This is a genomic window from Burkholderia sp. HI2500 (assembly GCF_002223055.1).
Taxonomy (GTDB): domain Bacteria; phylum Pseudomonadota; class Gammaproteobacteria; order Burkholderiales; family Burkholderiaceae; genus Burkholderia.
In genome coordinates this window covers 1,810,018-1,835,271 of the sequence record NZ_NKFL01000006.1, presented here as the reverse complement: position 1 = coordinate 1,835,271, position 25,254 = coordinate 1,810,018, and the positions used below count along the sequence as shown (strand labels likewise).

18 protein-coding genes and 1 tRNA gene are annotated in these 25,254 nt (G+C 64.8%); 12 read left to right on the top strand and 7 right to left on the bottom strand.

Going from position 1 to position 25,254, the window contains the following annotated elements; translation table 11 throughout:
- Positions 1-39 precede the first annotated feature (39 nt).
- Positions 40-1,146 carry an aromatic ring-hydroxylating oxygenase subunit alpha gene (locus CFB45_RS25935; protein ID WP_089428004.1) on the bottom strand — a complete coding sequence of 369 codons (1,107 nt, stop codon included), beginning with the start codon at positions 1,144-1,146 and terminating at the stop codon, positions 40-42.
- 270 nt (positions 1,147-1,416) lie between these two features.
- Here CFB45_RS25935 and CFB45_RS25930 point away from each other — a divergent pair, with 270 nt between their 5' ends.
- From CFB45_RS25930 to folE2, 4 genes are all read left to right on the top strand, one after another.
- The gene (locus tag CFB45_RS25930; RefSeq protein ID WP_027791079.1) at positions 1,417-1,710 is read left to right on the top strand and encodes an exodeoxyribonuclease VII small subunit; all 294 of its coding nucleotides are present in this window, start codon (positions 1,417-1,419) and stop codon (positions 1,708-1,710) included.
- Entirely contained in the window at positions 1,707-2,591 is an 885-nt protein-coding gene (locus tag CFB45_RS25925) for a polyprenyl synthetase family protein (RefSeq protein ID WP_089428003.1), read from the top strand. The genes CFB45_RS25930 and CFB45_RS25925 overlap by 4 nt, the downstream gene beginning before the upstream one ends.
- Before the next feature lie 81 nt (positions 2,592-2,672).
- A complete protein-coding gene (gene dxs, locus CFB45_RS25920) occupies positions 2,673-4,577 on the top strand; it encodes a 1-deoxy-D-xylulose-5-phosphate synthase (protein WP_089428002.1) in 1,905 nt (634 codons plus the stop codon).
- Positions 4,578-4,731: 154 nt separating this feature from the next.
- Positions 4,732-5,541, top strand: a complete 810-nt coding sequence (gene folE2 / locus CFB45_RS25915; RefSeq protein WP_089428001.1) for a GTP cyclohydrolase FolE2 — start codon at positions 4,732-4,734, stop codon at positions 5,539-5,541.
- A 98-nt stretch (positions 5,542-5,639) separates the two neighbouring features.
- Here the strand turns inward: folE2 and tsaD are convergent, their stop codons facing one another.
- Positions 5,640-6,680, bottom strand: a complete 1,041-nt coding sequence (tsaD, locus tag CFB45_RS25910; protein WP_011355802.1) for a tRNA (adenosine(37)-N6)-threonylcarbamoyltransferase complex transferase subunit TsaD — start codon at positions 6,678-6,680, stop codon at positions 5,640-5,642.
- 130 nt (positions 6,681-6,810) lie between these two features.
- Between tsaD and CFB45_RS25905 the strand changes: the two genes are divergently transcribed.
- The 7 genes from CFB45_RS25905 (at position 6,811) to CFB45_RS25875 (ending at position 15,479) form a co-directional block, all read left to right on the top strand.
- Positions 6,811-8,031 (top strand): NAD(P)/FAD-dependent oxidoreductase, encoded by a 1,221-nt coding sequence (locus CFB45_RS25905; RefSeq protein WP_089428000.1) that lies wholly within the window; start codon positions 6,811-6,813, stop codon positions 8,029-8,031.
- A gap of 107 nt (positions 8,032-8,138) precedes the next feature.
- Positions 8,139-8,351, top strand: coding sequence for a 30S ribosomal protein S21 (gene rpsU, locus CFB45_RS25900; protein WP_006479415.1), 213 nt, complete (start codon positions 8,139-8,141; stop codon positions 8,349-8,351).
- 208 nt (positions 8,352-8,559) lie between these two features.
- On the top strand, positions 8,560-9,006 hold the full coding sequence (locus tag CFB45_RS25895) for a GatB/YqeY domain-containing protein (RefSeq protein WP_089427999.1): 447 nt from the start codon (positions 8,560-8,562) through the stop codon (positions 9,004-9,006).
- A gap of 70 nt (positions 9,007-9,076) precedes the next feature.
- A complete protein-coding gene (gene dnaG, locus CFB45_RS25890) occupies positions 9,077-10,954 on the top strand; it encodes a DNA primase (protein WP_089427998.1) in 1,878 nt (625 codons plus the stop codon).
- Between the two features lie 88 nt (positions 10,955-11,042).
- Positions 11,043-13,463, top strand: coding sequence for an RNA polymerase sigma factor RpoD (rpoD, locus tag CFB45_RS25885; RefSeq protein WP_089427997.1), 2,421 nt, complete (start codon positions 11,043-11,045; stop codon positions 13,461-13,463).
- A gap of 129 nt (positions 13,464-13,592) precedes the next feature.
- Positions 13,593-13,668: transfer RNA gene (locus tag CFB45_RS25880), tRNA-Ile, on the top strand.
- A 260-nt stretch (positions 13,669-13,928) separates the two neighbouring features.
- A complete protein-coding gene (locus CFB45_RS25875; protein WP_089427996.1) occupies positions 13,929-15,479 on the top strand; it encodes a phospholipase D family protein in 1,551 nt (516 codons plus the stop codon).
- Positions 15,480-15,501: 22 nt separating this feature from the next.
- Here the strand turns inward: CFB45_RS25875 and pdxR are convergent, their stop codons facing one another.
- Positions 15,502-16,968, bottom strand: coding sequence for a MocR-like pyridoxine biosynthesis transcription factor PdxR (gene pdxR, locus CFB45_RS25870; RefSeq protein WP_089427995.1), 1,467 nt, complete (start codon positions 16,966-16,968; stop codon positions 15,502-15,504).
- A 312-nt stretch (positions 16,969-17,280) separates the two neighbouring features.
- On the opposite strand from pdxR, the gene CFB45_RS25865 reads away from it, so the two are divergent.
- On the top strand, positions 17,281-17,931 hold the full coding sequence (locus CFB45_RS25865; RefSeq protein ID WP_089427994.1) for a pyridoxamine 5'-phosphate oxidase family protein: 651 nt from the start codon (positions 17,281-17,283) through the stop codon (positions 17,929-17,931).
- 137 nt (positions 17,932-18,068) lie between these two features.
- On the opposite strand, the gene CFB45_RS25860 is transcribed toward CFB45_RS25865, so the two are convergent.
- The 4 genes from CFB45_RS25860 to CFB45_RS25840 all read right to left on the bottom strand — a co-directional run bounded on the left by CFB45_RS25860 (position 18,069) and on the right by CFB45_RS25840 (position 24,993).
- Positions 18,069-19,769, bottom strand: a complete 1,701-nt coding sequence (locus CFB45_RS25860; protein ID WP_089427993.1) for a DUF3300 domain-containing protein — start codon at positions 19,767-19,769, stop codon at positions 18,069-18,071.
- Positions 19,770-20,218: 449 nt separating this feature from the next.
- Complete coding sequence (locus tag CFB45_RS25855; protein WP_089427992.1) at positions 20,219-22,051, bottom strand: S53 family peptidase; 1,833 nt, start codon at positions 22,049-22,051, stop codon at positions 20,219-20,221.
- A gap of 717 nt (positions 22,052-22,768) precedes the next feature.
- Positions 22,769-23,380, bottom strand: a complete 612-nt coding sequence (locus CFB45_RS25845) for an ankyrin repeat domain-containing protein (protein WP_089427991.1) — start codon at positions 23,378-23,380, stop codon at positions 22,769-22,771.
- A gap of 77 nt (positions 23,381-23,457) precedes the next feature.
- A complete protein-coding gene (locus CFB45_RS25840; protein ID WP_089427990.1) occupies positions 23,458-24,993 on the bottom strand; it encodes a catalase in 1,536 nt (511 codons plus the stop codon).
- Positions 24,994-25,254: the final 261 nt, after the last annotated feature.

The window sequence follows — 25,254 nt, the reverse complement described above, 5'->3', positions numbered from 1 at the left end:
TGCCGGATACCGTGCGGCGTCAAAGCGCCGCACCAGTTATCAGATGTCGCCGAGGTGGCGGCGCAGGAACTCGTGGAAGTGCTGCATGCCATCTTCCATCGGGCTCTGGTACGGACCGACCTGCGACTCGCCGCGTGCCATCAGTGCATGGCGGCCTGCGTCCATCCGCATCGCGATCTCGTCGTCCTCGACGGCCGTTTCCATGTAGGCGGCGCGTTCGGCCTCGACGAACTCGCGTTCGAACAGCGCGATTTCCTCGGGGTAATAGAACTCGACGATGTTGGTCGTCTTTTGCGGGCCTCGCGGAATCAGCCACGATACGACGAGCACGTGCGGATACCACTCGATCATCAGGCCCGGGTAGTAGACCATCCAGATCGCGCCGAACTCCGGCGGCACGCCGTTGCGGAACTTCAGCACCTGCTCGTGCCATTTCTGGTAAGTCGCGCTGCCCGGTTTCGCGAGCGCGTTGTGCACGCCGACCGTCTGCACGCTGTACCAGTCGCCGAACTCCCACTTGAGGTCGTCGCACGACACGAAGCTGCCGAGGCCCGGGTGGAACGGGACGACGTGGTAATCCTCGAGGTAGACCTCGATGAACGTCTTCCAGTTGTAATCGCACTCGTGCACTTCGACGTGATCGAAGAGGTACTCGGAGAAGTCGAAGTGATGCTTCGTGCCGAGATTGGCGAGGTCGCGCGCGACATTCCGGCCCTCGGCCTCGAACAGCAGCCCCTGCCAGTTCTGCAGCGGGCTCTTGCCGAGGTTCAGGCACGGCTTGTCGGGGAAGTGCGGTGCGCCGAGCAACTCGCCTTCCAGATCGTAGGTCCAGCGGTGCAGCGGGCACACGATGTTCTGCGTGTGGCCGCGCCCATTGAGCATGATCGCCTGCCGGTGGCGGCACACGTTCGACAGCAGTTCGATCTGGTTCGCCTGGTTGCGAACCAGCACGCGGCCTTCCTGCTCGGACGGCAGCGCAAAATAATCCCCCGCCTCGGGCACCATCAATTCGTGCCCGACGTAACGAGGTCCTTTCTTGAAGAGGGTTTCGATCTCGCGCTGGAGCAACGCCTCATCGAAATATGCAGTGACTGGAAGCTGGCTGTGAGCCGACTTCAACTGAAGCGCATCGCTCAGATTGGACATTCCCACTCCCGGTGTTAGCGTGAAAGCAGTGAACAACCCAACCATCGAAAAATCGATTTAGGGAAACGGGGAATTATACCCGGTTCGCCTCGCAAGGCTAGGATTAAGTGCCTGATTTGTGTCAATTTTTTGTCGGGCGACAATCGGAAGGCGCACAATGTGTGTCGAAGGTGGGGCCGGAAGATGTACCCGGGTGCCACGACGGCAGGTCGGAAAATTCTCTTTTGCCGTAGAATGTCCGACTTGTTTTGAAATTTGACACCCTCGTCCATGGCGAAAACCGCATCCCCAGGCGCCACGCCGCCCGGCAATGGTACCGAACCGTTGCCGGACAATTACGAAACGGCGCTCGCGGAACTCGAGACGCTGGTTGCCCGGATGGAAGGCGGCGCGTTGAGCCTCGAGGATTCACTGACGGCGTATCGCCGCGGTGCGACCCTCGTTGCGTTTTGCCAACAGCAGCTCGAGAAAGTGGAGCAGCAGGTTCGCGTGCTCGACGGCGCGACGCTGAAGCCGCTTTCGTCCGGAACGGCCGCCACGGACGGCGAAGACGACGATCTATGACATTCGAACAATGGATGCGGTCCGTGCTTGACCGTGTCGAGGACGCACTCGGCCACTATTTGCCCGCTGAAACCGCGGTGCCGGAGAAACTCCACGAGGCGATGCGCTATGCGGTCCTCGGCGGCGGCAAACGCGTTCGCCCGCTGCTGTGCCATGCAGCAGGCGAACTGACCGGCGCGACCGAAGCGGCCCGCAACGCGGCGGCGGCGGCACTGGAGATGATCCACGTCTACTCGCTCGTGCACGACGACATGCCGTGCATGGACGACGATGCGCTGCGTCGCGGCAAGCCGACCGTGCACGTGCAGTACGACGAGCCGACGGCACTGCTGGTCGGTGACGCGCTGCAATCGCAGGCGTTCGTTGCGCTGACCGATGCCGCCGCGCTGTCGCCGGCGCAGCAGGCCGCGCTCGTGCGCGAGCTGGCGCTCGCAAGCGGCTCGATCGGCATGGCCGGCGGGCAGGCGATCGACCTGGCGAGCGTCGGCCTCAAGCTGACGCTCGAGCAGCTCGAGACGATGCACCGGAAGAAGACGGGCGCACTGCTGCGCGCGGCCGTGCGGATGGGCGCGCTGGCCGGCGAGACGCCGTCCGCGGAAACGATGGCGGCGCTCGACGTATACGCGGGGGCCGTGGGTCTGGCCTTCCAGGTCGTCGACGACATTCTCGACGTCACGACCGATTCGGCGACGCTCGGCAAGACGGCCGGCAAGGATGCGGCGAATGACAAGCCGACCTATGTATCGATCCTCGGCCTCGACGCGTCGCGCGAGCTCGCAGCACAACTGCGCGCCGAAGCGCACGACGCGCTGAAACCGTTCGGCGCGCGCGCACAGCGTCTGGCCGAACTTGCCGACCTGGTAGTGAACCGGGTCAGCTGACGCGAAAGCCCGCCGCCGCGCACATGCTACGGTGCGTGCATCAGAATGCGGGCGCGTTTGATTTCCTACAATGGAACGACGATGTACGACTTGCTGAAAACCATCGACGACCCGGCGGATTTGCGCCGCCTCGATCGTCGCCAACTTCAACCGCTCGCGGATGAACTGCGCGCGTTCGTGCTCGACAGCGTGTCGAAGACGGGCGGCCATTTGTCGTCCAACCTCGGGACGGTCGAGCTGACGATCGCGTTGCACTACGTGTTCAACACGCCGAACGATCGGATCGTCTGGGACGTGGGCCACCAGACCTACCCGCACAAGATCCTGACGGGGCGCCGCGACCAGATGCATTCGCTGCGCCAGCAGGACGGCATCTCGGGCTTCCCGCGCCGCAGCGAGTCCGAATACGACACGTTCGGCACCGCGCACTCGAGCACGTCGATCTCGGCCGCGCTCGGCATGGCGATCGGCAGTCAGCTGAACGGCGATGACCGCTTCTCGATCGCCGTGATCGGCGACGGCGCGATGACGGCCGGCATGGCGTTCGAGGCGATGAACAACGCGGGCGTGTCGGAAGATGCGAAAGTGCTCGTGATCCTGAACGACAACGACATGTCGATCTCGCCGCCGGTCGGCGCGCTGAATCGCCATCTCGCACGCCTGATGTCGGGCCGCTTCTATGCGGCTGCGCGCGCAGGCGTCGAGCGCGTGCTGAGCGTTGCGCCGCCGGTGCTCGAACTTGCCCGCAAGCTCGAAGAGCACGCGAAGGGCATGGTCGTGCCGGCTACCCTGTTCGAGGAGTTCGGCTTCAACTACATCGGCCCGATCGACGGTCACGATCTCGATTCGCTGATCCCGACGCTGCAGAACATCCGCGAACTGCGCGGCCCGCAGTTCCTGCACGTGGTGACGAAGAAAGGCCAGGGCTACAAGCTCGCCGAAGCCGATCCCGTGCTCTACCACGGCCCCGGCAAGTTCAACCCGGCCGAAGGCATCAAGCCGTCGACCACGCCCGCGAAGAAGACGTACACGCAGGTGTTCGGCGAGTGGCTGTGCGACGAAGCCGAGCGCGATACGCGCGTCGTCGGCATCACGCCCGCGATGCGCGAAGGCTCGGGCATGGTCGAGTTCGAGAAGCGCTTCAAGGATCGCTACTACGACGTCGGCATCGCCGAGCAGCACGCGGTGACGTTCGCGGGCGGCATGGCAACCGAAGGCCTCAAGCCGGTCGTCGCGATCTACTCGACGTTCCTGCAGCGTGCATACGACCAGCTGATCCACGACGTCGCGCTGCAGAACCTGCCGGTCGTGTTCGCGATCGACCGCGCGGGCCTCGTCGGCGCGGACGGTGCGACGCACGCGGGCGCGTACGATCTCGCGTTCATGCGCTGCATCCCGAACATGACGATCATGGCTGCGTCCGACGAGAACGAATGCCGCCAGATGCTGCACACGGCGCTGCAGCAGCCGAACCCGACCGCAGTGCGCTATCCGCGCGGCGCGGGCACGGGCGTGCCGACGGTGAAGGAATTCACCGAGATCCCGCTCGGCAAGGGTGAAGTGCGTCGCCAGACGTCGCAGCCGGAAGGCAAGCGCGTCGCGATCCTCGCGTTCGGCACGATGGTCGCGCCGTCGCTCGCCGCGGCCGAGGAGCTCGACGCAACCGTCGCGAACATGCGCTTCGTGAAGCCGATCGATGCGGCGCTCGTGCGCGAACTCGCCGAGACGCATGACTACCTCGTCACGGTCGAGGAAGGCTGCGTGATGGGTGGCGCGGGCTCGGCCTGCGTGGAAGCCCTGATGGAGAGTGGGGTTATCCGACCCGTACTACAATTGGGCCTCCCTGACCTGTTCGTCGATCACGGCGACCCCGCGAAGCTGCTGTCGCAATGCGGTCTCGACGGCGCGGGTATCGCGAAATCGATTCGCGAACGCTTTCTGAATCCGGCGGCCGACGTCGCCGGTCAGGCGAAGCGCGTCGCATAAGCTGGCGCCGCCCGCGGGCGGTGTCGGTGCGACTGGCGCAACCGGTCTTCATTGATGCGGAAAACATGGGCCTGCGGGCCCATGTTGCTTTTCCGGCTGCCGCGTGACGCGGCGTGCGCGTCGTCGAACGCGCGGCTTACAAGGATTGAACAAGATGAACCAGATGAATCCCGCCTTCGTGATGCCCGACGTGCAGAGCACGGTGGATACCCGCCAGATTCCGATTCAGCGTGTGGGCGTGAAGGCGGTCCGGCATCCGTTGACGGTGTGCACCGAAAGCGGCGACGTGCAGCCGACCGTCGGTGTCTGGAACCTCGATGTCCGCCTGCCGGCCGACCAGAAGGGCACGCACATGTCGCGCTTCGTCGCGCTGCTCGAAGAGAACCGTGCACCGCTGACGGTCGAGCGTTTTCGCGCGATGCTCGCATCGATGCTCGAGAAGCTGGAAGCCGAAGCCGGTCGCATCGAAGTCACGTTCCCGTACTTCGTGAACAAGACGGCGCCGGTGTCGGGCGTGCAGAGCCTGCTCGATTATGAAGTGACGCTCGCGGGCGAAAGCCGCAACGGCGATACGCGCCTGTTCCTGAAGGTGCTCGTGCCCGTGACGAGCCTGTGCCCGTGCTCGAAGAAGATCTCGCAGTACGGCGCGCACAACCAGCGTTCGCACGTGACGATCGACGCGGAGCTCGCGGCCGATCTGCCGGTCGAGGCGCTGATCCGCATCGCCGAGGAAGAGGCGTCGTGCGAGCTGTGGGGCCTGCTGAAGCGTCCGGACGAGAAGTTCGTCACCGAGCGCGCTTACGAGAACCCGAAGTTCGTCGAGGATCTCGTGCGTGACGTCGCGCAGCGTCTCGATGCGGACGAGCGTGTGGTGGCATACGTGCTCGAAGCCGAGAACTTCGAGTCGATCCACAATCACAGCGCGTATGCGCTGATCGAACGCGACAAGCGACTGGCTGCATAACGCCGCGGCGTTTTGTCGCGTCGATGAAGAAAGGCCGCTCAAAATTGAGCGGCCTTCCTGTTTGCCGGTGCGGCGTTGCGTCGCGTGCGCGGCGCGGCTCAGCGCGCGAGCGACGCGAGATCCCAGCGCGGCTTCACCGTGAATGCGTAGTCGGCATTCGCCTGCTCGGGCCAGCGGCCGAGCCGCAACGCGCCTGCCAGCGCGATCATCGCGCCGTTGTCGGTGCAAAGCGCGAGATCGGGGTAGTGCACGTCGAAGCCGCGCTTGGCTGCCGCGGCCGACAGCGCGGCGCGAAGCTGGCGGTTCGCGCCGACCCCGCCTGCGACCACGAGGCGCTTGAGCTTCGTCTTCTTCAGCGCGGCGAGCGACTTGGCGACGAGCACGTCGACGGCCGCGTCGACGAAGCCGCGCGCGAGGTCGGCCTTCGCGCGTTCGAGTGCTTCACCTTCGAGCTTCGCCGCTTCGAACTTCTTCATCTGCGTGAGTACGGCCGTCTTCAGGCCGCTGAAGCTGAAGTCGAGGTCGCCAGAGTGCAGCATCGGGCGCGGCAGCACGACCGCACCCGGCGTGCCGGTTTCGGCGAGCTTCGACACTTCCGGGCCGCCGGGGTAGCCAAGGCCGATCAGCTTGGCCGTCTTGTCGAATGCTTCGCCGGCCGCGTCGTCGAGCGTTTCGCCGAGCGTCTCGTACACGCCGACGTCGGTCACGCGCATCAGCTGCGTGTGGCCGCCGGACACCAGCAGCGCGACGAACGGGAACGGCGGCGGCTGGTCGACGAGCAGCGGCGACAGCAGGTGGCCTTCGAGGTGGTGGATGCCGACGGTCGGCTTGTTCCAGGCGAGCGCGAGCGCATTCGCGATGCTCGCGCCGACCAGCAGCGCGCCGGCGAGGCCGGGGCCCTGCGTGAACGCGATCGCGTCGATGTCGTCGCGGCGCGTGCCGCTTTGCGCCATCACTTCCTCGAGCAGCGGCAGCGCGCGGCGGATGTGGTCGCGCGATGCGAGCTCGGGCACGACGCCGCCGTATTCGCGGTGCATGGCGATCTGCGAGTGGAGCGCGTGCGCGAGCAGGCCGCGCTGCGTGTCGTAGAGCGCGAGGCCGGTTTCGTCACAGGAGCTTTCGATGCCGAGAACGAGCATGGGTACGGGCAGGGCACGCCGTATCGGGCGCGCCGCAGGAAGGTCAACGTAACCGGAAAGTATAGCAGGCGAGGGCCTGCCCCCGCTGGCAGCGGCCCGGGCCGGATGCCGGGCAGGTACAATCCGCGCCATGGAAACTTATGACATCGCCGTGATCGGCGCGGGCGCCGCCGGAATGATGAGCGCCGCGGTGGCCGGGCAACTCGGCCGCCGCGTCGTGCTGATCGATCACGCGCCGCGGCTCGCCGAGAAGATCCGCATCTCGGGCGGCGGCCGCTGCAACTTCACGAACCTGTACGCCGGCCCCGACAACTATCTGTCGTCGAATCCGCATTTCGCGCGCTCGGCGCTGGCGCGCTATACGCCGCGCGACTTCCTCGGGCTGCTCAAGCGCCATCACGTGACCTGGCACGAAAAGCACAAGGGCCAGCTCTTTTGCGACCACGGCAGCGACGCGATCATCGACGTGCTGAAGCACGAGTGCGACGCGGGCGGTATCGCGTGGCGCCGGCCCGTCGTCGTCGACGCGGTGCGCCACGCGCCGTCCGACGGCTTCACGCTCGACACGCAGCAGGCGGGGACGATCGGTGCGCGCGCACTGATCATCGCGACCGGCGGCCTGTCGATCCCGAAGATCGGCGCGACCGACTTCGGTTACCGGATCGCCAAGCAGTTCGGCCACAAGCTCATCGATACGCGGCCCGCGCTCGTGCCGTTGACGTTCGCGCAGCAGGACTGGGAGCCGTTCGCGGCGTTGTCCGGCGTATCGCTCGAGGTGCGCGTATCGACCGGCGACAAGAAGCGCGGCGGCGAATTCGTCGAGGACCTGCTGCTGACCCATCGTGGCCTGTCCGGGCCCGGGATCCTGCAGATCTCGAGTTACTGGCAGCCCGGCGACCCGATTCGCGTCGATCTGTTGCCGCAGCGCGACACGGTGGCCGACCTGCTCGACGCGAAGCGCACGTCGAAGCGCCAGATCGGTTCGCTGCTCGCCGACTGGGTGCCGTCGCGCCTCGCGCATGCGTGGCTCGACACGCATCGCGTCGCGGCCGACGCGCGGCTCGCGGACCTGCCCGACAAGACGCTGCGCCAGATCGGCGACGCGCTGTCCGGCTGGACGCTGACGCCGAACGGCACCGAGGGCTATAAGAAGGCCGAAGTGACGAAGGGTGGGGTCGATACGCGCGACCTGTCGTCGGCGACGATGATGAGCGCGCGCGTACCGGGGCTGTTCTTCGTCGGCGAGGCGGTGGACGTGACGGGCTGGCTCGGCGGCTACAACTTCCAGTGGGCGTGGGCGTCCGGCACGGCGGCCGGACAGGCCGCGGCGGAGTATGCGCGCGGCGCCTGACGGGGCTGGGGCGACGCCGTTTTGGCGGGGCCGGGCCCCGTGCCTTTAGACAATCGCTCTGCTATACTCGGTAGTCTTTCCCTGCAAACCTTTATTCGTGTCGGATCATGACGATCATTCGCGTTAAAGAGAACGAGCCGTTCGAAGTTGCAATGCGTCGCTTCAAGCGTACGATCGAGAAGAATGGTCTGTTGACCGAGCTTCGTGCGCGGGAGTTTTACGAGAAGCCGACCGCGGAGCGCAAGCGCAAGAAGGCTGCTGCAGTGAAGCGTCATTACAAGCGCATCCGCAGCCAGACACTGCCGAAGAAGCTGTACTGAACGATTGGGCGCCGCGCGGTTCGCTGAGCGGCGCACCGGCGACTCCGTGCGATCAGGTGATCGCGAAAGATCGAGCATGATCGTGCGACCGATCGGGCGAGCCGCCGATGCCGGATTCGAGCAACCCGCTTGAGACATTGTCCCAAGCGGGTTTTTGTGTTGACGCCCTTGGTGGGCGTCGGATTCACGTTTCCTTCCCGGGTGAAAGATGAGTTTGAAAGAGCAGATCAGCGAAGACATGAAGGCCGCGATGCGCGCGAAGGACAGCGAGCGCCTGGCAACGATTCGCCTGCTGATGGCCGCGATCAAGCAGCGCGAAGTCGACGATCAGATCACCCTCGACGATGCGGGCATCACGGCCGTGATCGACAAGATGATCAAGCAGCGCAAGGATTCGATCAGCCAGTTCCAGGCAGCCAGCCGTGACGACCTCGTCGCGAAGGAGCAGGCCGAACTGGTCGTGCTGAGCGGCTACATGCCCGAGCAGCTGTCGGAGGCCGAGGTGGCCGCCGAAGTGCAGGCAGCGGTCGCGCAGACGGGCGCCGCCGGCCCGCAGGACATGGGCAAGGTGATGGGCGTGCTGAAGGGCAAGCTCGCCGGCCGCGCCGACATGACGGCCATTTCCGCGCTGGTCAAGGCCGCGCTCACGAAGTAACACCTGTTTCCCCGGCGTGCGCGGTGCGTGCGCCGGGGTGTCGTATTGTCTTTTTTCGCTCGATCCCACGGTGATTCCGCATTCGTTCCTGCAGGACTTGCTGAACCGCGTCGATATCGTCGACGTGGTGGGCAAGTACGTGCAGCTCAAGAAGGGCGGCGCCAATTTCATGGGGCTGTGCCCGTTCCACAACGAGAAGAGCCCGTCGTTTACCGTTAGTCCAACCAAGCAGTTCTATCACTGCTTCGGTTGCGGGGCGCACGGCACCGCGATCGGCTTCCTGATGGAGCACGCGGGGCTCACGTTCCCGGAGGCCGTGCAGGATCTCGCGCAGTCCGTCGGGCTGACCGTGCCGCACGAGCCGTCGATGCGTGGCGGCGGTGGGGGCGGCGGCGGTGGTGGTGACTATCCGGCGCCGGTGTCGAAATCGGTCGCGACTGCGTTGTCCGATGCGATGACCGCCGCGTGTGACTACTACCGCAAGCAGTTGCGCGGCGCGACCGTCGCGATCCAGTACCTGAAGAACCGGGGCCTGACCGGCGAGATTGCCGCGCGCTTCGGGCTCGGTTATGCGCCGGACGGCTGGCAGAACCTCGAGGCCGCGTTCCCGGATTATCGCGACGAGTCGCTCGTCGAGTCGGGGCTCGTGATCGTCAGCGAGAAGACCGATGCGCAGGGCGTTGCGCGCCGCTACGACCGGTTCCGCGAGCGGATCATGTTCCCGATCCGCAATGTGAAGGGCCAGGTGATCGGCTTCGGCGGGCGCGTGCTCGGCAGCGGCGAGCCGAAGTACCTGAACTCGCCTGAAACCCCGCTGTTCAACAAGGGCAGTGAGCTGTACGGCCTGTTCGAGGCGCGGCTCGCGATTCGCGAGCGCAAGTACGTGCTGGTCGTCGAAGGCTACATGGACGTCGTCGCGCTCGCCCAGCTCGGGTTCCCGAACGCGGTCGCGACGCTCGGCACCGCGTGCACACCGATTCACGTGCAGAAGCTGCTGCGCCAGACCGATACGGTCATTTTCAGCTTCGACGGCGATTCGGCCGGGCGGCGAGCGGCCCGGCGAGCGCTCGAGGCCTGCTTGCCGCATGCGGGGGACAACCGCACGATCCGGTTCCTTTTTCTGCCGGCCGAACACGATCCGGACAGCTATGTGCGCGAGTTCGGCGAGGCGGCGTTCTCCGAGCAGGTCGAGCGCGCGATGCCGCTGTCGCAATTTTTGCTGAACGAAGCAATTGCCGGCAAGGCGCTCGATCAGCCGGAAGGCCGCGCGAAGGCGCTGTTCGATGCGAAGCCGTTGTTGCAGGCGCTGCCCGCGAACGCGTTGCGCGCGCAGATCATGCACATGTTCGCCGACCGCCTCGATATCCCGTTCGAAGAGGTCGCGGCGCTGTCCGACGTCGATACGCGGATCGCGGCACCGCCGCGCCAGGCGCCCCCGCGCAGCGAGCGGCGCCGCGTGACGGACAGTGAAAAGCGTGCATTGCGCACGCTGGTGATGCATCCGCGCATCGCGTCGCAGCTCGACGATGAGCAGCTGGCGACCCTGCACGCATTGCCGCGCATCGGCGAGCTGTTTGCGGAAGTCGTCGATCATGCGCGCGCGCTGGGCGAAGGCGCGGAGTTCCGGCTGCTGTCGGATGTCCTGCGGACGTCCTCGAATGGAGCGACTTACGAGGAAATCTTCCGCGAAATTCTGGACTATGATGAAAACGTCCGCGACTTGCTGTTACAGAATCCGGAAGACGAGACGGTGCCCGAGCGGCAGCGTGAACAGGAACGGATCGCGGGGGAGGAACTGCAGGCGGCGGTGCTCAAGATGCGTTACGACGCTTGTTGCGACCGGCTTGACAGGCTGGCGCGGCAATCTACCTTCACACCCGAGGAATTGGCCGAATTGACGGAATTGAACCAGCAGCGGACCGACATGAAGCGTCGGCTCGGGCTGTAGGCGGTTGGAGAGCTTAGAGAGGGCTCCCCAGCGTGCTATAATATAAGGTTTCCAGCGGTTTGTTTTCTAAGCAGAGGCGAGAATCGCGATGGCAAAGACGACAGGCGGAAAGAAAGCAACAGGCAAGGGCTCGACGGAGCCGACCAAAAAGGTCACAGCGGCCAAGTCTGCTTCTTCCACCAGGACAACGTCTTCAGCCACGTCAGCCCCGGCAGGAAAGAAAACCGCGGCCGGCACTGCTCAGGCTGCGCCGGCGCCGGCAGCCAGAACACGGGCTGCCGCCAGACCCGACTCCGGGCCGGCCAAGCCGGCGGCGAAGCGGGCAAGTGCGAAAAGCGCAAGGGACACGACTGCCGCCGCGGACGAAACGGCAGTACGTACTACTCATGCACCCACGGTTCAACCGGCTGTCGTCCAGCAGCCGCGAGTCGATATAGCCGGTACGGCGAACTCCATGACCAAAAAGCTGAACGAAGTATCCGTCGAAGACGACGCAAATCAGAGCGACGAGCAGCCCGCAGCAGCGGCGGCTGCCCCGGGCAAATCCAAGGTGCGCGATCGTCGCGCCAAGGAAAAGGCGCTACTGAAGGAAGCGTTCGCGACGAGCACGCCGGGTACGGCCGAGGAGCTCGAAGAGCGCCGCGTGAAACTGCGCGCGCTGATCAAGCTCGGCAAGGAGCGCGGCTTCCTGACGTACGCCGAAATCAACGACCACCTGCCGGACAACTTCACCGAGACCGAAGCCCTCGAAGGCATCATCGGCACGTTCAACGACATGGGCGTGGCGGTCTACGAGCAGGCGCCGGACGCGGAAACGCTGCTCCTGAACGACAACGCGCCCGCCGCGTCGTCGGACGATGAAGTCGAAGAGGAAGCGGAAGTCGCGCTGTCCACCGTCGATTCGGAATTCGGCCGCACGACCGATCCGGTCCGGATGTACATGCGTGAAATGGGCACGGTCGAGCTGCTCACGCGCGAAGGCGAAATCGAGATCGCGAAGCGGATCGAGGACGGCCTGCGTCACATGGTGATGGCCATCTCCGCGTGCCCGACGACGATCGCCGACATCCTCGCGATGGCCGAACGCGTCGCGAACGAAGAGATCCGCGTCGACGAGCTCGTCGACGGCCTGCTCGATCCGAATGCTTCGGACTCCGCCGATACCGACGGCTTCTCCGCGAAGGAAGCGGAAGCCATCGAGAACGAGGACGAGGAAGCCGAAGAGGAAGAGGAAGAAGAGGAAGAGGAGGAAGATGACGGTGCCGCGCAGGCATCGGCCAACGCCGCCCAGCTCGAAGCCCTCAAGCGTGCGTCGCTCGAGAAGTTCTCGCAGATCAGCGAGTGGTTCGACAAGATGCGCCGCGCATTCGAAAAGGAAGGCTACAAGTCGAAGGCCTACCTGAAGGCGCAGGAAACGATCCAGACCGAACTGATGACGATCCGCTTCACCGCGCGTACCGTCGAACGCCTGTGCGACACGCTGCGTGCGCAGGTGGACGAAGTGCGTCAGGTCGAACGTCAGATCCTGCACATCGTCGTCGACAAGTGCGGCATGCCGCGCTCGGAATTCATCGCGCGCTTCCCGGGCAGCGAGACCGATCTCGACTGGGCCGAGAAGATCATGGCCGAAGGCCATTCGTACAGCGCGGTGCTGTCGCGTAACATCCCGGCGATCCGCGAACAGCAGCAGCGCCTGCTCGACCTGCAGGCGCGCGTCGTGCTGCCGCTGAAGGACCTGAAGGAAACCAACCGCCAGATGGCGGCCGGCGAACTGAAGGCGCGCCAGGCGAAGCGCGAAATGACCGAGGCGAACCTGCGTCTCGTGATCTCGATCGCGAAGAAGTACACGAACCGCGGCCTGCAGTTCCTCGACCTGATCCAGGAAGGCAACATCGGCCTGATGAAGGCGGTGGACAAGTTCGAATACCGTCGTGGCTACAAGTTCTCGACCTATGCGACGTGGTGGATCCGCCAGGCCATCACGCGCTCGATCGCGGACCAGGCGCGCACGATCCGTATTCCGGTTCACATGATCGAGACGATCAACAAGATGAACCGCATCTCGCGGCAGATCCTGCAGGAAACCGGTCTCGAGCCGGATCCGGCAACGCTCGCCGAGAAGATGGAGATGCCGGAAGACAAGATCCGCAAGATCATGAAGATCGCGAAGGAGCCGATCTCGATGGAAACGCCGATCGGTGACGACGACGATTCCCATCTCGGCGACTTCATCGAGGACACCAACACGGTCGCGCCGGCGGATGCCGCGCTGCATGCGAGCATGCGCGACGTCGTGAAGGACGTGCTCGATTCGCTGACGCCGCGCGAGGCGAAGGTGCTGCGGATGCGCTTCGGTATCGAGATGAGCACCGATCACACGCTCGAGGAAGTCGGCAAGCAGTTCGACGTCACGCGTGAGCGGATCCGTCAGATCGAGGCCAAGGCGCTGCGCAAGCTGCGTCATCCGAGCCGTTCCGACAAGCTGAAGTCGTTCCTCGAAGGGAACTGATTTCCAGCGTCTCTCCTGCGAACGCCGCCGGCATCCGCGTGATGCCGGTGGCGTTTCTCTCCTTTGTTGTTACAATGCCGGCCCGGCTTCGTCGTCGGGGCAGCGTGTGACACGCTTCGCTTCTCATCAGGGCTTGTAGCTCAGCGGTTAGAGCAGTCGACTCATAATCGATTGGTCGCGGGTTCGAACCCCGCCGGGCCCACCAGATTTCATGCGCGCGTTCGCGTGGCATGCCGAAAACCCGCGATGGCTTCATGCGTCGCGGGTTTTTCTTTGCGTGGGCGCGTGACCCATGTCGTGATCAGGAAAGTACCGAGAGGGTGCCGCGTCGCCGTCAATCGAAGTATGCTGTAGCGCGGCCGTTTCACACGCGATACCGATTGCGGCCCAAGGCAAGCCAAACAGCCCCGCGATCCATCCGGCGGCGAGAACAAACAGACTTCGGCCGGGAGTGGGACGGCAATCATGACCATGCTGCGTTCGTGGGGTGCGCTTCTTTCGTTGCTGGCGCTCGTTGCATGCGCGAGCCTGCCGCCGCAGGCAGATCGCGCGCCGACGCACGCGTACACCGATACGGACAACACGCGGCTGGGCGTCGCGTTCCAGCAGCAGGCCAGTACGCATCCGGGGCAGGACGCGTTTCATCTGCTGACCGATCCGATCGACGCGCTGGATGCGCGCGTGTTGCTCGCCGATCGCGCGGACCGCTCGATCGATCTTCAGTACTACATCTGGCATGACGACTTGACCGGGCACGAACTGGCCGATGCGATCATTCGCGCGGCCGATCGCGGCGTGCGCGTGCGTGCGCTGCTCGACGATCTCGGCACGAACGCGGACGATCGCAAGCTGCTCGAGATCAGTTCGCATCCGAACATCGAGATCCGGCTGTTCAATCCGGTCGCCACGCGCCGGTTCAAGAAGATCGGCACGGTGTTCGAGTTCTCGCGCGTCAACCGGCGCATGCACAACAAGGCGATGATCGCGGACAACCAGGCGGCGATCGTCGGCGGCCGCAATATCGGCGACGAGTATTTCGGCGCATCGTCGATGGTGGAGTTCGGCGATCTCGACGTCGTCGTCCATGGCCCGGTCGTGAAGAACATCTCGACCGAATTCGACACGTTCTGGAATTCCCCGTACGCGTATCCGATCAGTGCGCTGGTCGGGCACGATGCGGCGCCGGGGGGGCTGGACCACGAGCGCGAACAGTTGCGCGACTACCTGAGGACCATGGAGGACAATCCGTACGTGCTCGAGGCGAGGCAACGGCTCGACCGGATCGTTCACGGGGAAGGCACGGAACTGTCGTGGGGTCACGCGACGGTGCTGTATGACGATCCGTCGAAGATCGCGCACGCGCCGAAGGACAGCGACGGGCACCTGATGCCGCAATTGCGGGCGCTCGCGTTACAGCCCGAGCATGACTTGCTGATCGTGTCGCCGTATTTCGTGCCGGGCAAGGAGGTCGTCGCGCGGCTGCGCGCGCTCACGGCGCGCGGCGTACGTGTGACGGTGCTGACCAATTCGCTCGCGTCGACTGACGTGGCGGCCGTGCACGCAGGCTACCGGCGATACCGCAGCGACCTCGTGGCGGCCGGCGTGCGGCTTTACGAACGGCGGCCGTCGGGCGACAAGAGCATTTCGAAGAAGGTGATCATCGGCTCGTCGCGTGCATCGCTGCATGCGAAGACCTACGTGTTCGACCGCAAGAGCATTTTCATCGGATCGATGAATCTCGATCCGCGCTCGCTGAACCTCAATACGGAGATCGGCGTCTACTGCGAGAGTCCGGCGATTGCGTCGCAAGTGGCAGACAATCTGGACGGACGGCTCGATCGAATTGCGTGGCGTGTCGAGCTGAGAACCGATCCGGCGGGCAACGGGCAGCTCAAGTGGATTCAGACCGATTCGGACGGGAAGGTCACGGAACTCGATCGCGAGCCGGAAGTTTCGGTCCCGCGGCGGATGGAAGTCTGGTTTCTCGGGCTGTTTCCGCTCGAGTCGCAACTGTGAGCGACGATGCCGCGCACGACATTCAGCAACCCGTGCGGCCGTGCTGCTCGATGACGGCCGCGAGCTGCCTCGTCGCGGTCTCGATCGTCGTGTCGCTCAGCCCCGAGTATCCGAGCACGAAGCCGTTGTACGGCCGGCCGTCGCCGACCCGATAGCTGCTCAGCGACTGAAGCAGCAGGCCATGCGCGGCTGCCGCGCGGGCGATATCGGTATCGTGCAGCGGCATCGCGAGATCGGCCGACAGATGCATGCCGCCCGGGCTTTCGCGAACGCTCAGCACGGTGCCGAGGTGGCGGGCGAGTGCGGCTTCGAGGCTGCTCCGACGCTCGGCGTAGAGCGTCCTCATCCTGCGCAGGTGTCGTGCAAAGAGGCCGGTGTCGATGAATTCGGCCATCGCCAGTTGGTCGGCCGAGTGGCCGCGATGGACGAGTTCGCGCAGCGTGCGGGTGAAGCGATCGACCAGAATCGACGGAACCACCATGAAGCCGAGCCGGAGGGCGGGAAACATCGTCTTGCTGAAGGTGCCGAGATAGCAGACCGGTGCGTCGGCATCGAGGCCCTGGATCGCGGGCAGCGGCTGGCCGCCGTGGCGGAACTCGCTATCGTAATCGTCCTCGATGATCCACGCGCCGCACGCACGTGCGTGCTCGACGAGCGCTGCGCGCCGACTGGGGCTCATCAGCGCGCCGAGCGGGTATTGGTGCGACGGTGTCGTATAGATCAGCCGGGGCGGCCGGGTGTGCCATTGTTCGTCGGTTGGTGCCATTCCTTCGTGGTCGACCTCGATCGGCACGAGATCCAGCCCGGTCGACCGGAATGCGGTTCGGGCGCCGTTGTAGCAGGGATTCTCTAGCCAGCCGTATTCACCGGGATTCGCCAGCATGCGCGCGCACAGTTCGAGGCTGCTTTGCGTGCCGTCGGTGATGAATACCTGGCCTGTTTCGCAGCGCACGCCGCGCGAGACCCGGATGTAGGCGGCCACGGCACGCCGCAATTCGGGCAGCCCTTCGACCGGGCCGTAGGCGAGCTGAGCGGGCTGGATGACTCTCCACGCGCGCTCGATGCAACGGCGCCATTGGGCGACGGGGAATTCATCGAGCGAAGGGAGGCCGGGAACGAACGGCAGCATGCGTTCGGGTTCGGGATCGGCGTTCTCCAGCCCATGCACGCGCTCGGACAATCGAACCGGGGCCGGGCCGCGTTCGGGCTCTGTGGTGGAACGGCCGCACCCGTCCCATAGCGTGATCGTCCCGTTGCGCGTGGCCGCCACGAAGCCTTCCTCGGCAAGGCGCTCGTACGCATAGACCGCCGAGTTGCGCGCGATGCCCAGCTCGGCCGCGAGCACGCGCGTCGATACGAGCCGCGTGCCGGGCGGGATGTGCCCGTCCAGCAGCATGTTGCGCAGGCTCCGGTAGAGGGCTTCCTGCTGGCTGTGGCGTGTCGTGCCGTCCTGTCTGGAAAGCGATGAGACGAGCAGCGCGAGATCCATGGGCTGGTTCCAGAATTTTTGGGTGAGCTGGTTCTTTTGAAGATGCGACGCGCGTCGTATCGTTCACGTTCCCGTGGCGCCGGCCGGTGCGCGGGCATGTCCAGCGATCGTCACGGATAGCCGCGCGCGTATTTTGATTGATTTGGCCAGAGACTGTCGATGGGCTGATCGACCGGTCATTCGCGCGTGCAAAGCTGTATCGTTCAATTCTATTAACTTCGTAGTGCAAATATATTTCGAGTGAGTGCCTGCGCCTGGCCGAAACGCGGGCCGCTCGATGCGCGCCAGGGCGTGCAAACAGGAAAACGAAACATGAAAGACCAGACTGTGATCTCCCCCACGTCCCGCACCACCATTCGCCGCCTGCCGGAACTGGCAAGCCACGGTCGCGAGACGCTTCATCGCATCGTGGACGAGGCCTACGTGTGCCACATCGCATTCAGTTCGGGCGAGGACACGCACTGCATCCCGACCGCGCACTGGAGACGGGGCGATCACCTCTATATTCACGGGTCGAACGGCAGCCGGATGATCAAGGCGCTGGCGGCGGGCATGCCGGCCTCCGTCGCGGTGACGTTGCTGGACGGTCTCGTGTTGGCCAGATCGGCTTTCAACCATTCGATGAATTATCGATCCGCGGTGATCTACGGGCGGTTCGAGATGGTGGGGGGCAGTGCGGACAAGCTGGCGGCGCTGGATGCATTGATGGACAAGATCGCGCCCGGTCGCAAGCATGACGCGCGGCCCGGCAACGACAAGGAAATCAACGCGACCAGCGTGCTGCGGATTGCGCTTGCGGAAGCAGCCGTGAAGGTCAGCGACTCAATGCCGTCCGACAAGGACGAAGATCTCGCGCTTGCTGTCTGGACGGGGATCCTGCCGCTGAAGATGACGCGCGGTGCGCCGGTCCATGCCGAGGGCAGCGTACCGGTGCCGGATTATGTCCGGAACTGGGAGGCGTAAGTTGCACGGCAGGGCCGTGCGGTTTCGCTGAAAACGGCGGCGCGTGGAATGTTGTGCCGAGCTGGGTTTGCACGCCAACGAGACGCGGTTTCGCCAGCCGGCAATGCGAAACCCGCGCTGCCGTCGAGGCGTGCATTTCACTCGGTGCGATGCTCATGGGCCTCGTGTGGCGGATGCGGCTCCGCAGGGTGCGGATGCGGTGCGGGTGCGTGCTCGGGGGCCGATTGCCGCGGCTGCGCTGCAGCGTGTTCCTGCGGTTGCGCTTCGTTGTGCGGTGGCGCCTCTTTACGCACTTGCTGCTGAGTCTCGGTGCGTTGCTGCATGGCTTCGCGCTGCCGTTGCTGCTCCGCATTGTGTTGCTGCAACGCCTCGCGCTGCTGTTGTTCTGCGGCGCTGTGTTGCTGCATTTCCTCGCGTTGCTGCTGTACTGCGTTGTGCTGTTGCATCGCTTCGCGTTGTTGCTGAGCCTCGTTGCGACGTTGCTGCTGCAATTGCTGCTGCTGGGCGGCCGCGCGATTTTCCTGCGCAGCGTGCGCCTGCTGCATGGCCTGCTGCTGCTCCTCGCGCATCACGCCGGGCGCATGTTGCGCCGGTGCTTCGGTATGCGGTTCGTTCGCACGGTTCTGTGCGAACGCGCCGGGCGACGGCCGCACGCCGGCGCGCGCGTCGTTCGCGCCGAAGTGCGGGATCGTCATCGGCACGGCGCCCGGGTGTTGCGCCATGGCCTGCCCGCGCATCGGTTCCGCGCCCGGCTGCATCGTGTTGCGTTCGATCGTCGTGTTCGTCGTATTGTTGGTGACGTTGCCGCCGTAGTTGTTCGTGATTCGCGTGTTGCGGATGTTGGTGATGTTGTTGATCACGGTGGTCGACTTCGACACGTACGTGGTGTGGTTGTACACCACGGCCGGGCGCTGCCAGCCGCCGTTCCAGCCGGGGCCTTCCGGACGCGGCGCGCCCCAGTTCATGCCCCATGCATGCCAGCCCCAGTCGTGGTGCCCGAAGATCGCGGCGCCGACGGCGATGCCGACGCCGAACGTGATCACGCCGGCGGCAACGACTTCCCCCGTGCTGTATGAAGGCGGTCGGTACACGTAGCCGGGGTAGGCCGAAACCGGCTCGCCGTAGACGACCGTCGGGTTGTACGACGGGACATAGACGACCTCGGGCTGTGCCGATTCGATCTCGATGGCCTGGGCGGGGGGCGGCACGATCGCCGGCCCGGAATAGACCACGGGCGCGTCGGCAGCCGGCGTATAACCGGTCGGCGCGGCCTGCGCGACTTGCGTGACCCGCATCTGGCCGCCCGAGCGCAGATGGCCGGACGTCTGCGCGCGCTGGCGCATCACCTGGATCGCGTTCATCACGTCGGTAGGGTCGTTGTAGTAGGCCTGGCCGAGCGACGTGGTCCAGGCCGGGTTCGACGCCATCTGCGACAGCACCGCGGGGAACGCGGTCAATGCCTTGACCGACGGATCCCACGGCTGCGTATCGGTGGCGGTGGCGAGTGCCTGTCCCTTCAACGACGGATTCTGCATGACCCAGTTATTGGCGGCCGTGACCTGGTCCGGGTAGGTTGCACCCGCAAGCACCAGCGCGACGAGCTTGTCAGGGAACAGTGCGATCGGCGCGACCATCTGGTAGAGCTGGTCGGCAGTCGGCGGCGTGTAGGCGACGGGCGTCGAGGCGGGCTGCGCCGCGGCGGCCGCGCTTGCGTCGCTGGCCGGAGTGGCGGCGCTGCTGTCGCCGTTCTTGTTGCAGGCCGAGAGGCCGAGCAGCGACACGATGAGGGACGATGCGATCAACGTTCTGACGGGGCGGTGTGCACGTGTGTTGTTCATGTTGTTCGTTCGGGGTTGTGTCGGCGTTGGCAGGCACGCGGGCCGCGCGATCGGCCTGAGCACTGTGCCGCGGCCGTCAGCGCATGCTCCGGGGCATCGGCCGGGGCCGGCGGCAGGGTCGTGCTCGCAGCGTGGTTGTCCCGCGACGAATCGATCTATCCAGTTAAACGCACGACACGCGCGGAAGTTGTCTTCGCGTTGTGTAACAGTGTGTACCTTGCAGTCCGTAAGCGGGCCGGCACTACTCGGGTAATGGACATGAAAGTTGCTTGCGCAACGATTGCAAGGTTGGCGCGGGCATCATCGCGCCGGAGGCTGCGCCTCGAGATCGCGCGGAATACAAAAAACCCGCGAAGGCCTTGCGGCCCTCGCGGGTTTTTCAAGCGATCACATCCCGTTCCATATATGCGCTGTGGTGCGCATGCGGAACCGGGGCGGTCATCTTTCCATCAGCGTGCGAAATCCGACGTGCTCTGGATGAACGTGTTCAGCTTCGAGATGTTCACGCTGCCGAAGCCCGTCGTCGCGTCCCAGCCCGCCTTCGCCTTGTAGCCGTAGGTGCCGCTGCCGTTGTTGCCGGACGTGACGTCGTGCAGCAGTGCCGCGTTGCTCGGGAAGTACTTGTAGATGCTCGACGCGGGGAACCCGAGCGCATTGTTGTTGGCGGACTGCAGGCGCGCCCAGATGCCCGTGAAGATCGGCGCGGCGAGGCTCGTGCCGCCTTCGTTGTTGAGGTAGCCGGAGCCCCACAGCGTGTCGGACGTCTGGCCGTTGACGACGAGAATCGCGCCGGTGCGCAGGTCTGCGTCGAAGCCGACGTCAGGCAGTGCGCGCTTGGTCGATCCCGTGAGGCTCGACGATTGCCACGACGGTGCGGCTTCGTACTTGCTGTACCCGCCGCCCGTCGACCATACGGTGCCCGGCTGCCAGCTCGGATCGTTCCAGACGATCTCGCTGTTGTACGCGTTGGTCGACGTATTGGTGAACAGCGTCGTGCCGCCCACGGCGATCACGTACGGCGACGTTGCCGGCTCGCTCACCGTGTAGGTCGAGCGCGACGGCGTGCCGCTCGCACATTCGTATGCGCCATGGTCGCCGGCGGATACCGAGAAGGTCTGCCCCTGCGCGACTGCCTGCTTGAAGATGGTGTCGTCGGTGGCCTGCGAGCCGGTGCTGTTCGCGGACGATTCGCACACGCCGAGCGACACGTTGATCACCTTCGCGACGTTGTCGGTCACGGCCTTGTTGTACGCGGCGGTGATCGCCGTGAGCGTCATCGACGGCGCGACGTAGAACACGACCTGCTTCACGCTGCCGCCGGCCGCGCCGACGATCGACTGGCTGTCGAGGTTCCATTCGACGGTGCCGTCGGTGTCGGTGTACGCGCTGCCGGACGGGCCCGTCTTCACGATGCTGCTGCTGATCGTGCCGAGGCTGTTGTTTGCGGCGAACGTATTGAGGTCGCTCACCGTCTGCGACAGGTCGCCTTCAGAGATGATGCCGACGGTGGTCTGCGACGCGGTCGGCGTGCCGTCGCCGCCGTAGATCGACGAGAATTCGGTCGGGTTGTGCGGCACCGCCGATGCGCCGGCCGGAATCGTCAGGTTGCTGGTGTTGCCTTGCGGCTGGCTGCCCGCGCCCGTGTGCATCAGCTCGACGTTCTGCAGGCCCAGCACCGAACCCACGACGCCGCCGATCGCGTTCGGCACTTGCGCGGCGTCGGTATTCGCGTAGACGCTGCGGCCGTTGCGCGTGAAGCGCTTGAGCGTCGTGCGGAACGCGGACTTGATGGTGGCCGCGGTGCCGGACGCGGAGACCAGCAGACGGTTCGGCGCGACGACGATGTTCACGAAGCCTGCCTTGCGCAGATGCGCGACGACCGAGGCGACCTGCTGGTCGGTCGGCGCATATTGCGACGCGAACTGCGCCGGCGTGAGGAACTGCCGGTAGTGCGGCGAACCAGGCGTATGCAGGTCGTGCAGAAACTGGTCGAGTTGCGCTTCGTTGCGCAGGTTCAGCCCGAGCACGATGTCCACCGACTCGCCCGGCGCCATCTCGACGGCGGCTGCTGCAGCCGCGGCCGTGCTCGCGGCGGGCGCGCCGGCCGTACCGGCTTCGCTCTGCTGCACGAGCGGCAGGAAACCCTTGGTGTGCGTTTCCGTCCAGCCGGCCGCAGGCGCGGCATGGGCGGTCGCCATGCCGAACGATGCGGCTGCCGCGGCGGCGAATGCGAGTTTGACGAAGCGATTGTGCTTTTGATTCTTGTCTGCAACCTGATTCATTTGAATTACCCCTCCGGTTGAACATCGAACAGCACGAACAACAACGGTCGACAGCGGTGCGGGTCATGCACCGCCGATTTCTGTCGCATGCGTGCGGATGGCACGGACGCGACAGGGCCTTTCGCCCGGTCCGGAACGGTGTCTTTTCTCCGGGGGCGAAATACGGAAAATGCGGTAACGGGAAGGCTGCGCCGCGATACGACGCAACTGCGCCGGACGTGACGCGGGCGGGGTTGCTAGAGCAACAGTTTCGTTGTCCTGCTCATTTGATTCGGTCCTTCGGCCCGCTGCCGGATGGCAGTTGTCCAATGAGATGCATCGGGATGTTGCATGCGTCGGCGCGTGAACGATGCGGCCGGCGGCGAGCACTGCGGTGCGGCGAAAGCGAAAAAACGTCGAGCGGAAGCGATTGCGTAGTGAGCAATTCGTCAGATTGCTTGCATCGGACGGTATCAAGAACGAAAGCGAGGTGTCAAACTTTTTTTGATTATATGAAACTAAATTAAAGCGAATAGGCGCAATGTTTTTGAAAATATTGGCAGTGTTTTGTAATATTCGAGGCCGCCACAGAAAGTAATGCGGAATGCGAATTGCCGATCATTTCCGGTTTGATGCGTAATGGGCGCAATTCGCCGATCGTGTTCGAGGCGTGACTCGAATCGCTGGGTCGCGGTGAAGCAAGGCGAGCACGCGGGCATCAGGAAGCAGGGCATGAAGCTACTGCCGCGCACCTGCATGCCGCAGCGCGTCCACGGCTTCCGTGTTGTCGTGCGACCGCGCGAGCTGCAGCAGCGACTGACCGCGCCGATCGACATGATTCGGATTCGCGCCACGCGCGACGAGGAGCGGAATCAGGTCGAATCGATTGAACAGCGTGGCGAATCCCAGCGCGGTTTCCCCGGCGCCGTTCGTCTGGTCGATCGGGCATGGCGTATCGATCAGGCGCCGCGCGATGTCGGGTTCGTTCTTGAAGAGGGCACCCATCAGCGCCGTGTTTCCGTGGCGGTCGCCGGCGCATGCGTTTGCGCCGGCCGACAGCAGGTAGTCGAGCGCGGCGGGCTGGCCGTCGTAGGACGCGAGTATCACGGCCGTAAAGCCATGGCTGTCGGTGGCATCGACGGGATAGCCGGCGTCGTGCAATGCGCGCAGGATGTCGACGCGGCCGACGCGGGCAGCGTCGAACCAGTCGCCGTCGTAGCGGCGCAGCGCGGCAGGGTCGGCCGGCGCATACGCCGGCTGGTCGGGAAGGTGCGCGCAACCGGTGAGCGCGGCCAGCGCCAGGACTGTTGCGGTGGAGCGGATCGCGCGCGTCAGGCGTTCGGATTGCATGAGAATGTCCTGATGGGTGGGTGAGGTCGACGTGCGCGGCGCAACCCCGCACGTCGACGGCGACCGGAGTCGCGGGATCAGTTCTCGTTCAGCTTCGCGGCGAGCGCCTGCACTTGCCCGACGTCGGCGTGCACGGCCTGCGCGAGACGCGTGCCGTAGTCGGCATCGGCCTTGTAGAAGTACGACAGCATCGCGTACTGGTTGTGCGCGTTCGTCACCTTGCCGAGATCGCCGGACAGCGCGGTGATCAGGTCGTCCCTGTCCTGCTGCGACAGGCTGCGGTAGTACTCGCCCGCCTGACGGAACCGCAGCTTCTTGTGGATCGCTTCCTGCTGCGTCGTTCCGTTGAGCGTCATGCGCACGGACTTGTATTGCGGATCCGGCGCGAGTTCATGCAGCGTCGACGGTTCGTAGTTCACCTCGCCCTTGCGGTCGCCGGCGTTCATCTTGCCGTCCTGGTTGTTGTTGACCACCGGCACGACGGGCCGGTTGATCGGCAGGTCCATGTAGTTCGCGCCGAGCCGGTACATCTGCGTGTCGGCGTACGCGAACAGCCGGTCCTGCAGCATGCGGTCTTCTGACGGCTCGATGCCGGGCACGAGTCGCGACGGCGCGAACGCCGATTCCTCGGTCGACTGGAAGTAGTTGTCGGGCACGCGGTTCAGCGTCATCGTGCCGATCTTGCGCTCGGGCACGCCCGTCCATACCTTCGTGTCGTCCAGCGCATCGAAGTCGAAACGGTTCAGGTCCTGCGGCGTGAGCACCTGCACGTACAGATCCCACTTCGGGAAGTCGCCTTGCTTCAGCGCGCCGTACAGGTCGTTCGTCATCATGTTCCAGTCGCGCCCGATCGATGCATTGATGTCTTGCGGACGCAGGCCGTGCACGCCTTGCTGGCTCTTCCAGTGGAACTTCACGTAGTGCACGTCGCCGTGCGCATTGACGAACTTGAACGCGTGCACCGCGAAGCCGTCCATGTGACGATACGAATCGGGCATGCCCGCATTCGTGTACAGCATCGTCAGCATGTTCGTCGCTTCAGGTGTGTGCGCGAAGAAGTCGAATGCGAGGTTCGGATCCTGCACGCCGGTCACGGCGCTCGGCTTGTTCGCGTGAACGAAGTCGGGGAACTTGATGCCGTCGCGAATGAAGAACACGGGCCAGTTGATGCCGACCATGTCCCAGTTGCCCTGTTGCGTATAGAACTTCACCGCGAAACCGCGCGGATCGCGCGCCTGTTCAGGCGAGCCGCGATAGCCCATCACGGTGGAGAAGCGCACGAACACGGGCGTGCGGGTGCCGGGTGTGAAGACCTTCGCTTTCGTCAGGTTCGAGATGTCGGCGGTCGGCACGAACTCGCCGAATGCGCCGGTGCCGCGTGCATGCACGACCCGTTCCGGAATGCGTTCGCGATCGAAGCGCTGCAGTTTCTCGATGAGTGCGGAGTCTTGCAGGAGCACGGGGCCGGCAGGGCCGGCCGTCTGCGAATTCTCGTTGTCGCCGACGGGGGCGCCCGTGTCTCGCGTGAGTTCGGCGGCATGGGGGGACGCGGAAAGTGCAACGCAGATCGCGGCGACTGCGTGTCTCAGCACGCGATGGGAGGATGAGGACATGACGATGGAACTCCTTGAATCCGATCGGTGGTGGGGAAGCCGACTGAATTAGAAGAGATCGTCAGACGATTGGCTAATTGATATTCGATATGTTTCCGATAGCGACGGCGTCGATGCGGCATGGGTGCGGTTCTCATCGGCGCAGGCGATGAATATTGTTGCGTGCGCAATGAGTTGTTGCGTCACGCGCCGTGAAGCGATCCACAAGCATCGAACGCGGCCGCGTTGGACTTGCGATCCACATCTAGAGCATCGGCGCCG

Bases quoted from the DNA above. Each gene is read 5' to 3' on its own strand.
- tsaD (WP_011355802.1), bottom strand. From the start codon at position 6,680: ATGCTCGTTCTCGGCATCGAAAGCTCCTGTGACGAAACCGGCCTCGCG.
- CFB45_RS25845 (WP_089427991.1), bottom strand. From the start codon at position 23,380: ATGCAATCCGAACGCCTGACGCGCGCGATCCGCTCCACCGCAACAGTC.
- CFB45_RS25925 (WP_089428003.1), top strand. From the start codon at position 1,707: ATGACATTCGAACAATGGATGCGGTCCGTGCTTGACCGTGTCGAGGAC.
- rpsU (WP_006479415.1), top strand. From the start codon at position 8,139: ATGACGATCATTCGCGTTAAAGAGAACGAGCCGTTCGAAGTTGCAATG.
- CFB45_RS25935 (WP_089428004.1), bottom strand. From the start codon at position 1,146: ATGTCCAATCTGAGCGATGCGCTTCAGTTGAAGTCGGCTCACAGCCAG.
- CFB45_RS25930 (WP_027791079.1), top strand. From the start codon at position 1,417: ATGGCGAAAACCGCATCCCCAGGCGCCACGCCGCCCGGCAATGGTACC.
- pdxR (WP_089427995.1), bottom strand. From the start codon at position 16,968: ATGGATCTCGCGCTGCTCGTCTCATCGCTTTCCAGACAGGACGGCACG.
- CFB45_RS25860 (WP_089427993.1), bottom strand. From the start codon at position 19,769: ATGAACAACACACGTGCACACCGCCCCGTCAGAACGTTGATCGCATCG.
- CFB45_RS25855 (WP_089427992.1), bottom strand. From the start codon at position 22,051: ATGAATCAGGTTGCAGACAAGAATCAAAAGCACAATCGCTTCGTCAAA.
- folE2 (WP_089428001.1), top strand. From the start codon at position 4,732: ATGAACCAGATGAATCCCGCCTTCGTGATGCCCGACGTGCAGAGCACG.
- CFB45_RS25865 (WP_089427994.1), top strand. From the start codon at position 17,281: ATGAAAGACCAGACTGTGATCTCCCCCACGTCCCGCACCACCATTCGC.
- CFB45_RS25905 (WP_089428000.1), top strand. From the start codon at position 6,811: ATGGAAACTTATGACATCGCCGTGATCGGCGCGGGCGCCGCCGGAATG.
- rpoD (WP_089427997.1), top strand. From the start codon at position 11,043: ATGGCAAAGACGACAGGCGGAAAGAAAGCAACAGGCAAGGGCTCGACG.
- CFB45_RS25875 (WP_089427996.1), top strand. From the start codon at position 13,929: ATGACCATGCTGCGTTCGTGGGGTGCGCTTCTTTCGTTGCTGGCGCTC.
- dxs (WP_089428002.1), top strand. From the start codon at position 2,673: ATGTACGACTTGCTGAAAACCATCGACGACCCGGCGGATTTGCGCCGC.
- CFB45_RS25895 (WP_089427999.1), top strand. From the start codon at position 8,560: ATGAGTTTGAAAGAGCAGATCAGCGAAGACATGAAGGCCGCGATGCGC.
- CFB45_RS25840 (WP_089427990.1), bottom strand. From the start codon at position 24,993: ATGTCCTCATCCTCCCATCGCGTGCTGAGACACGCAGTCGCCGCGATC.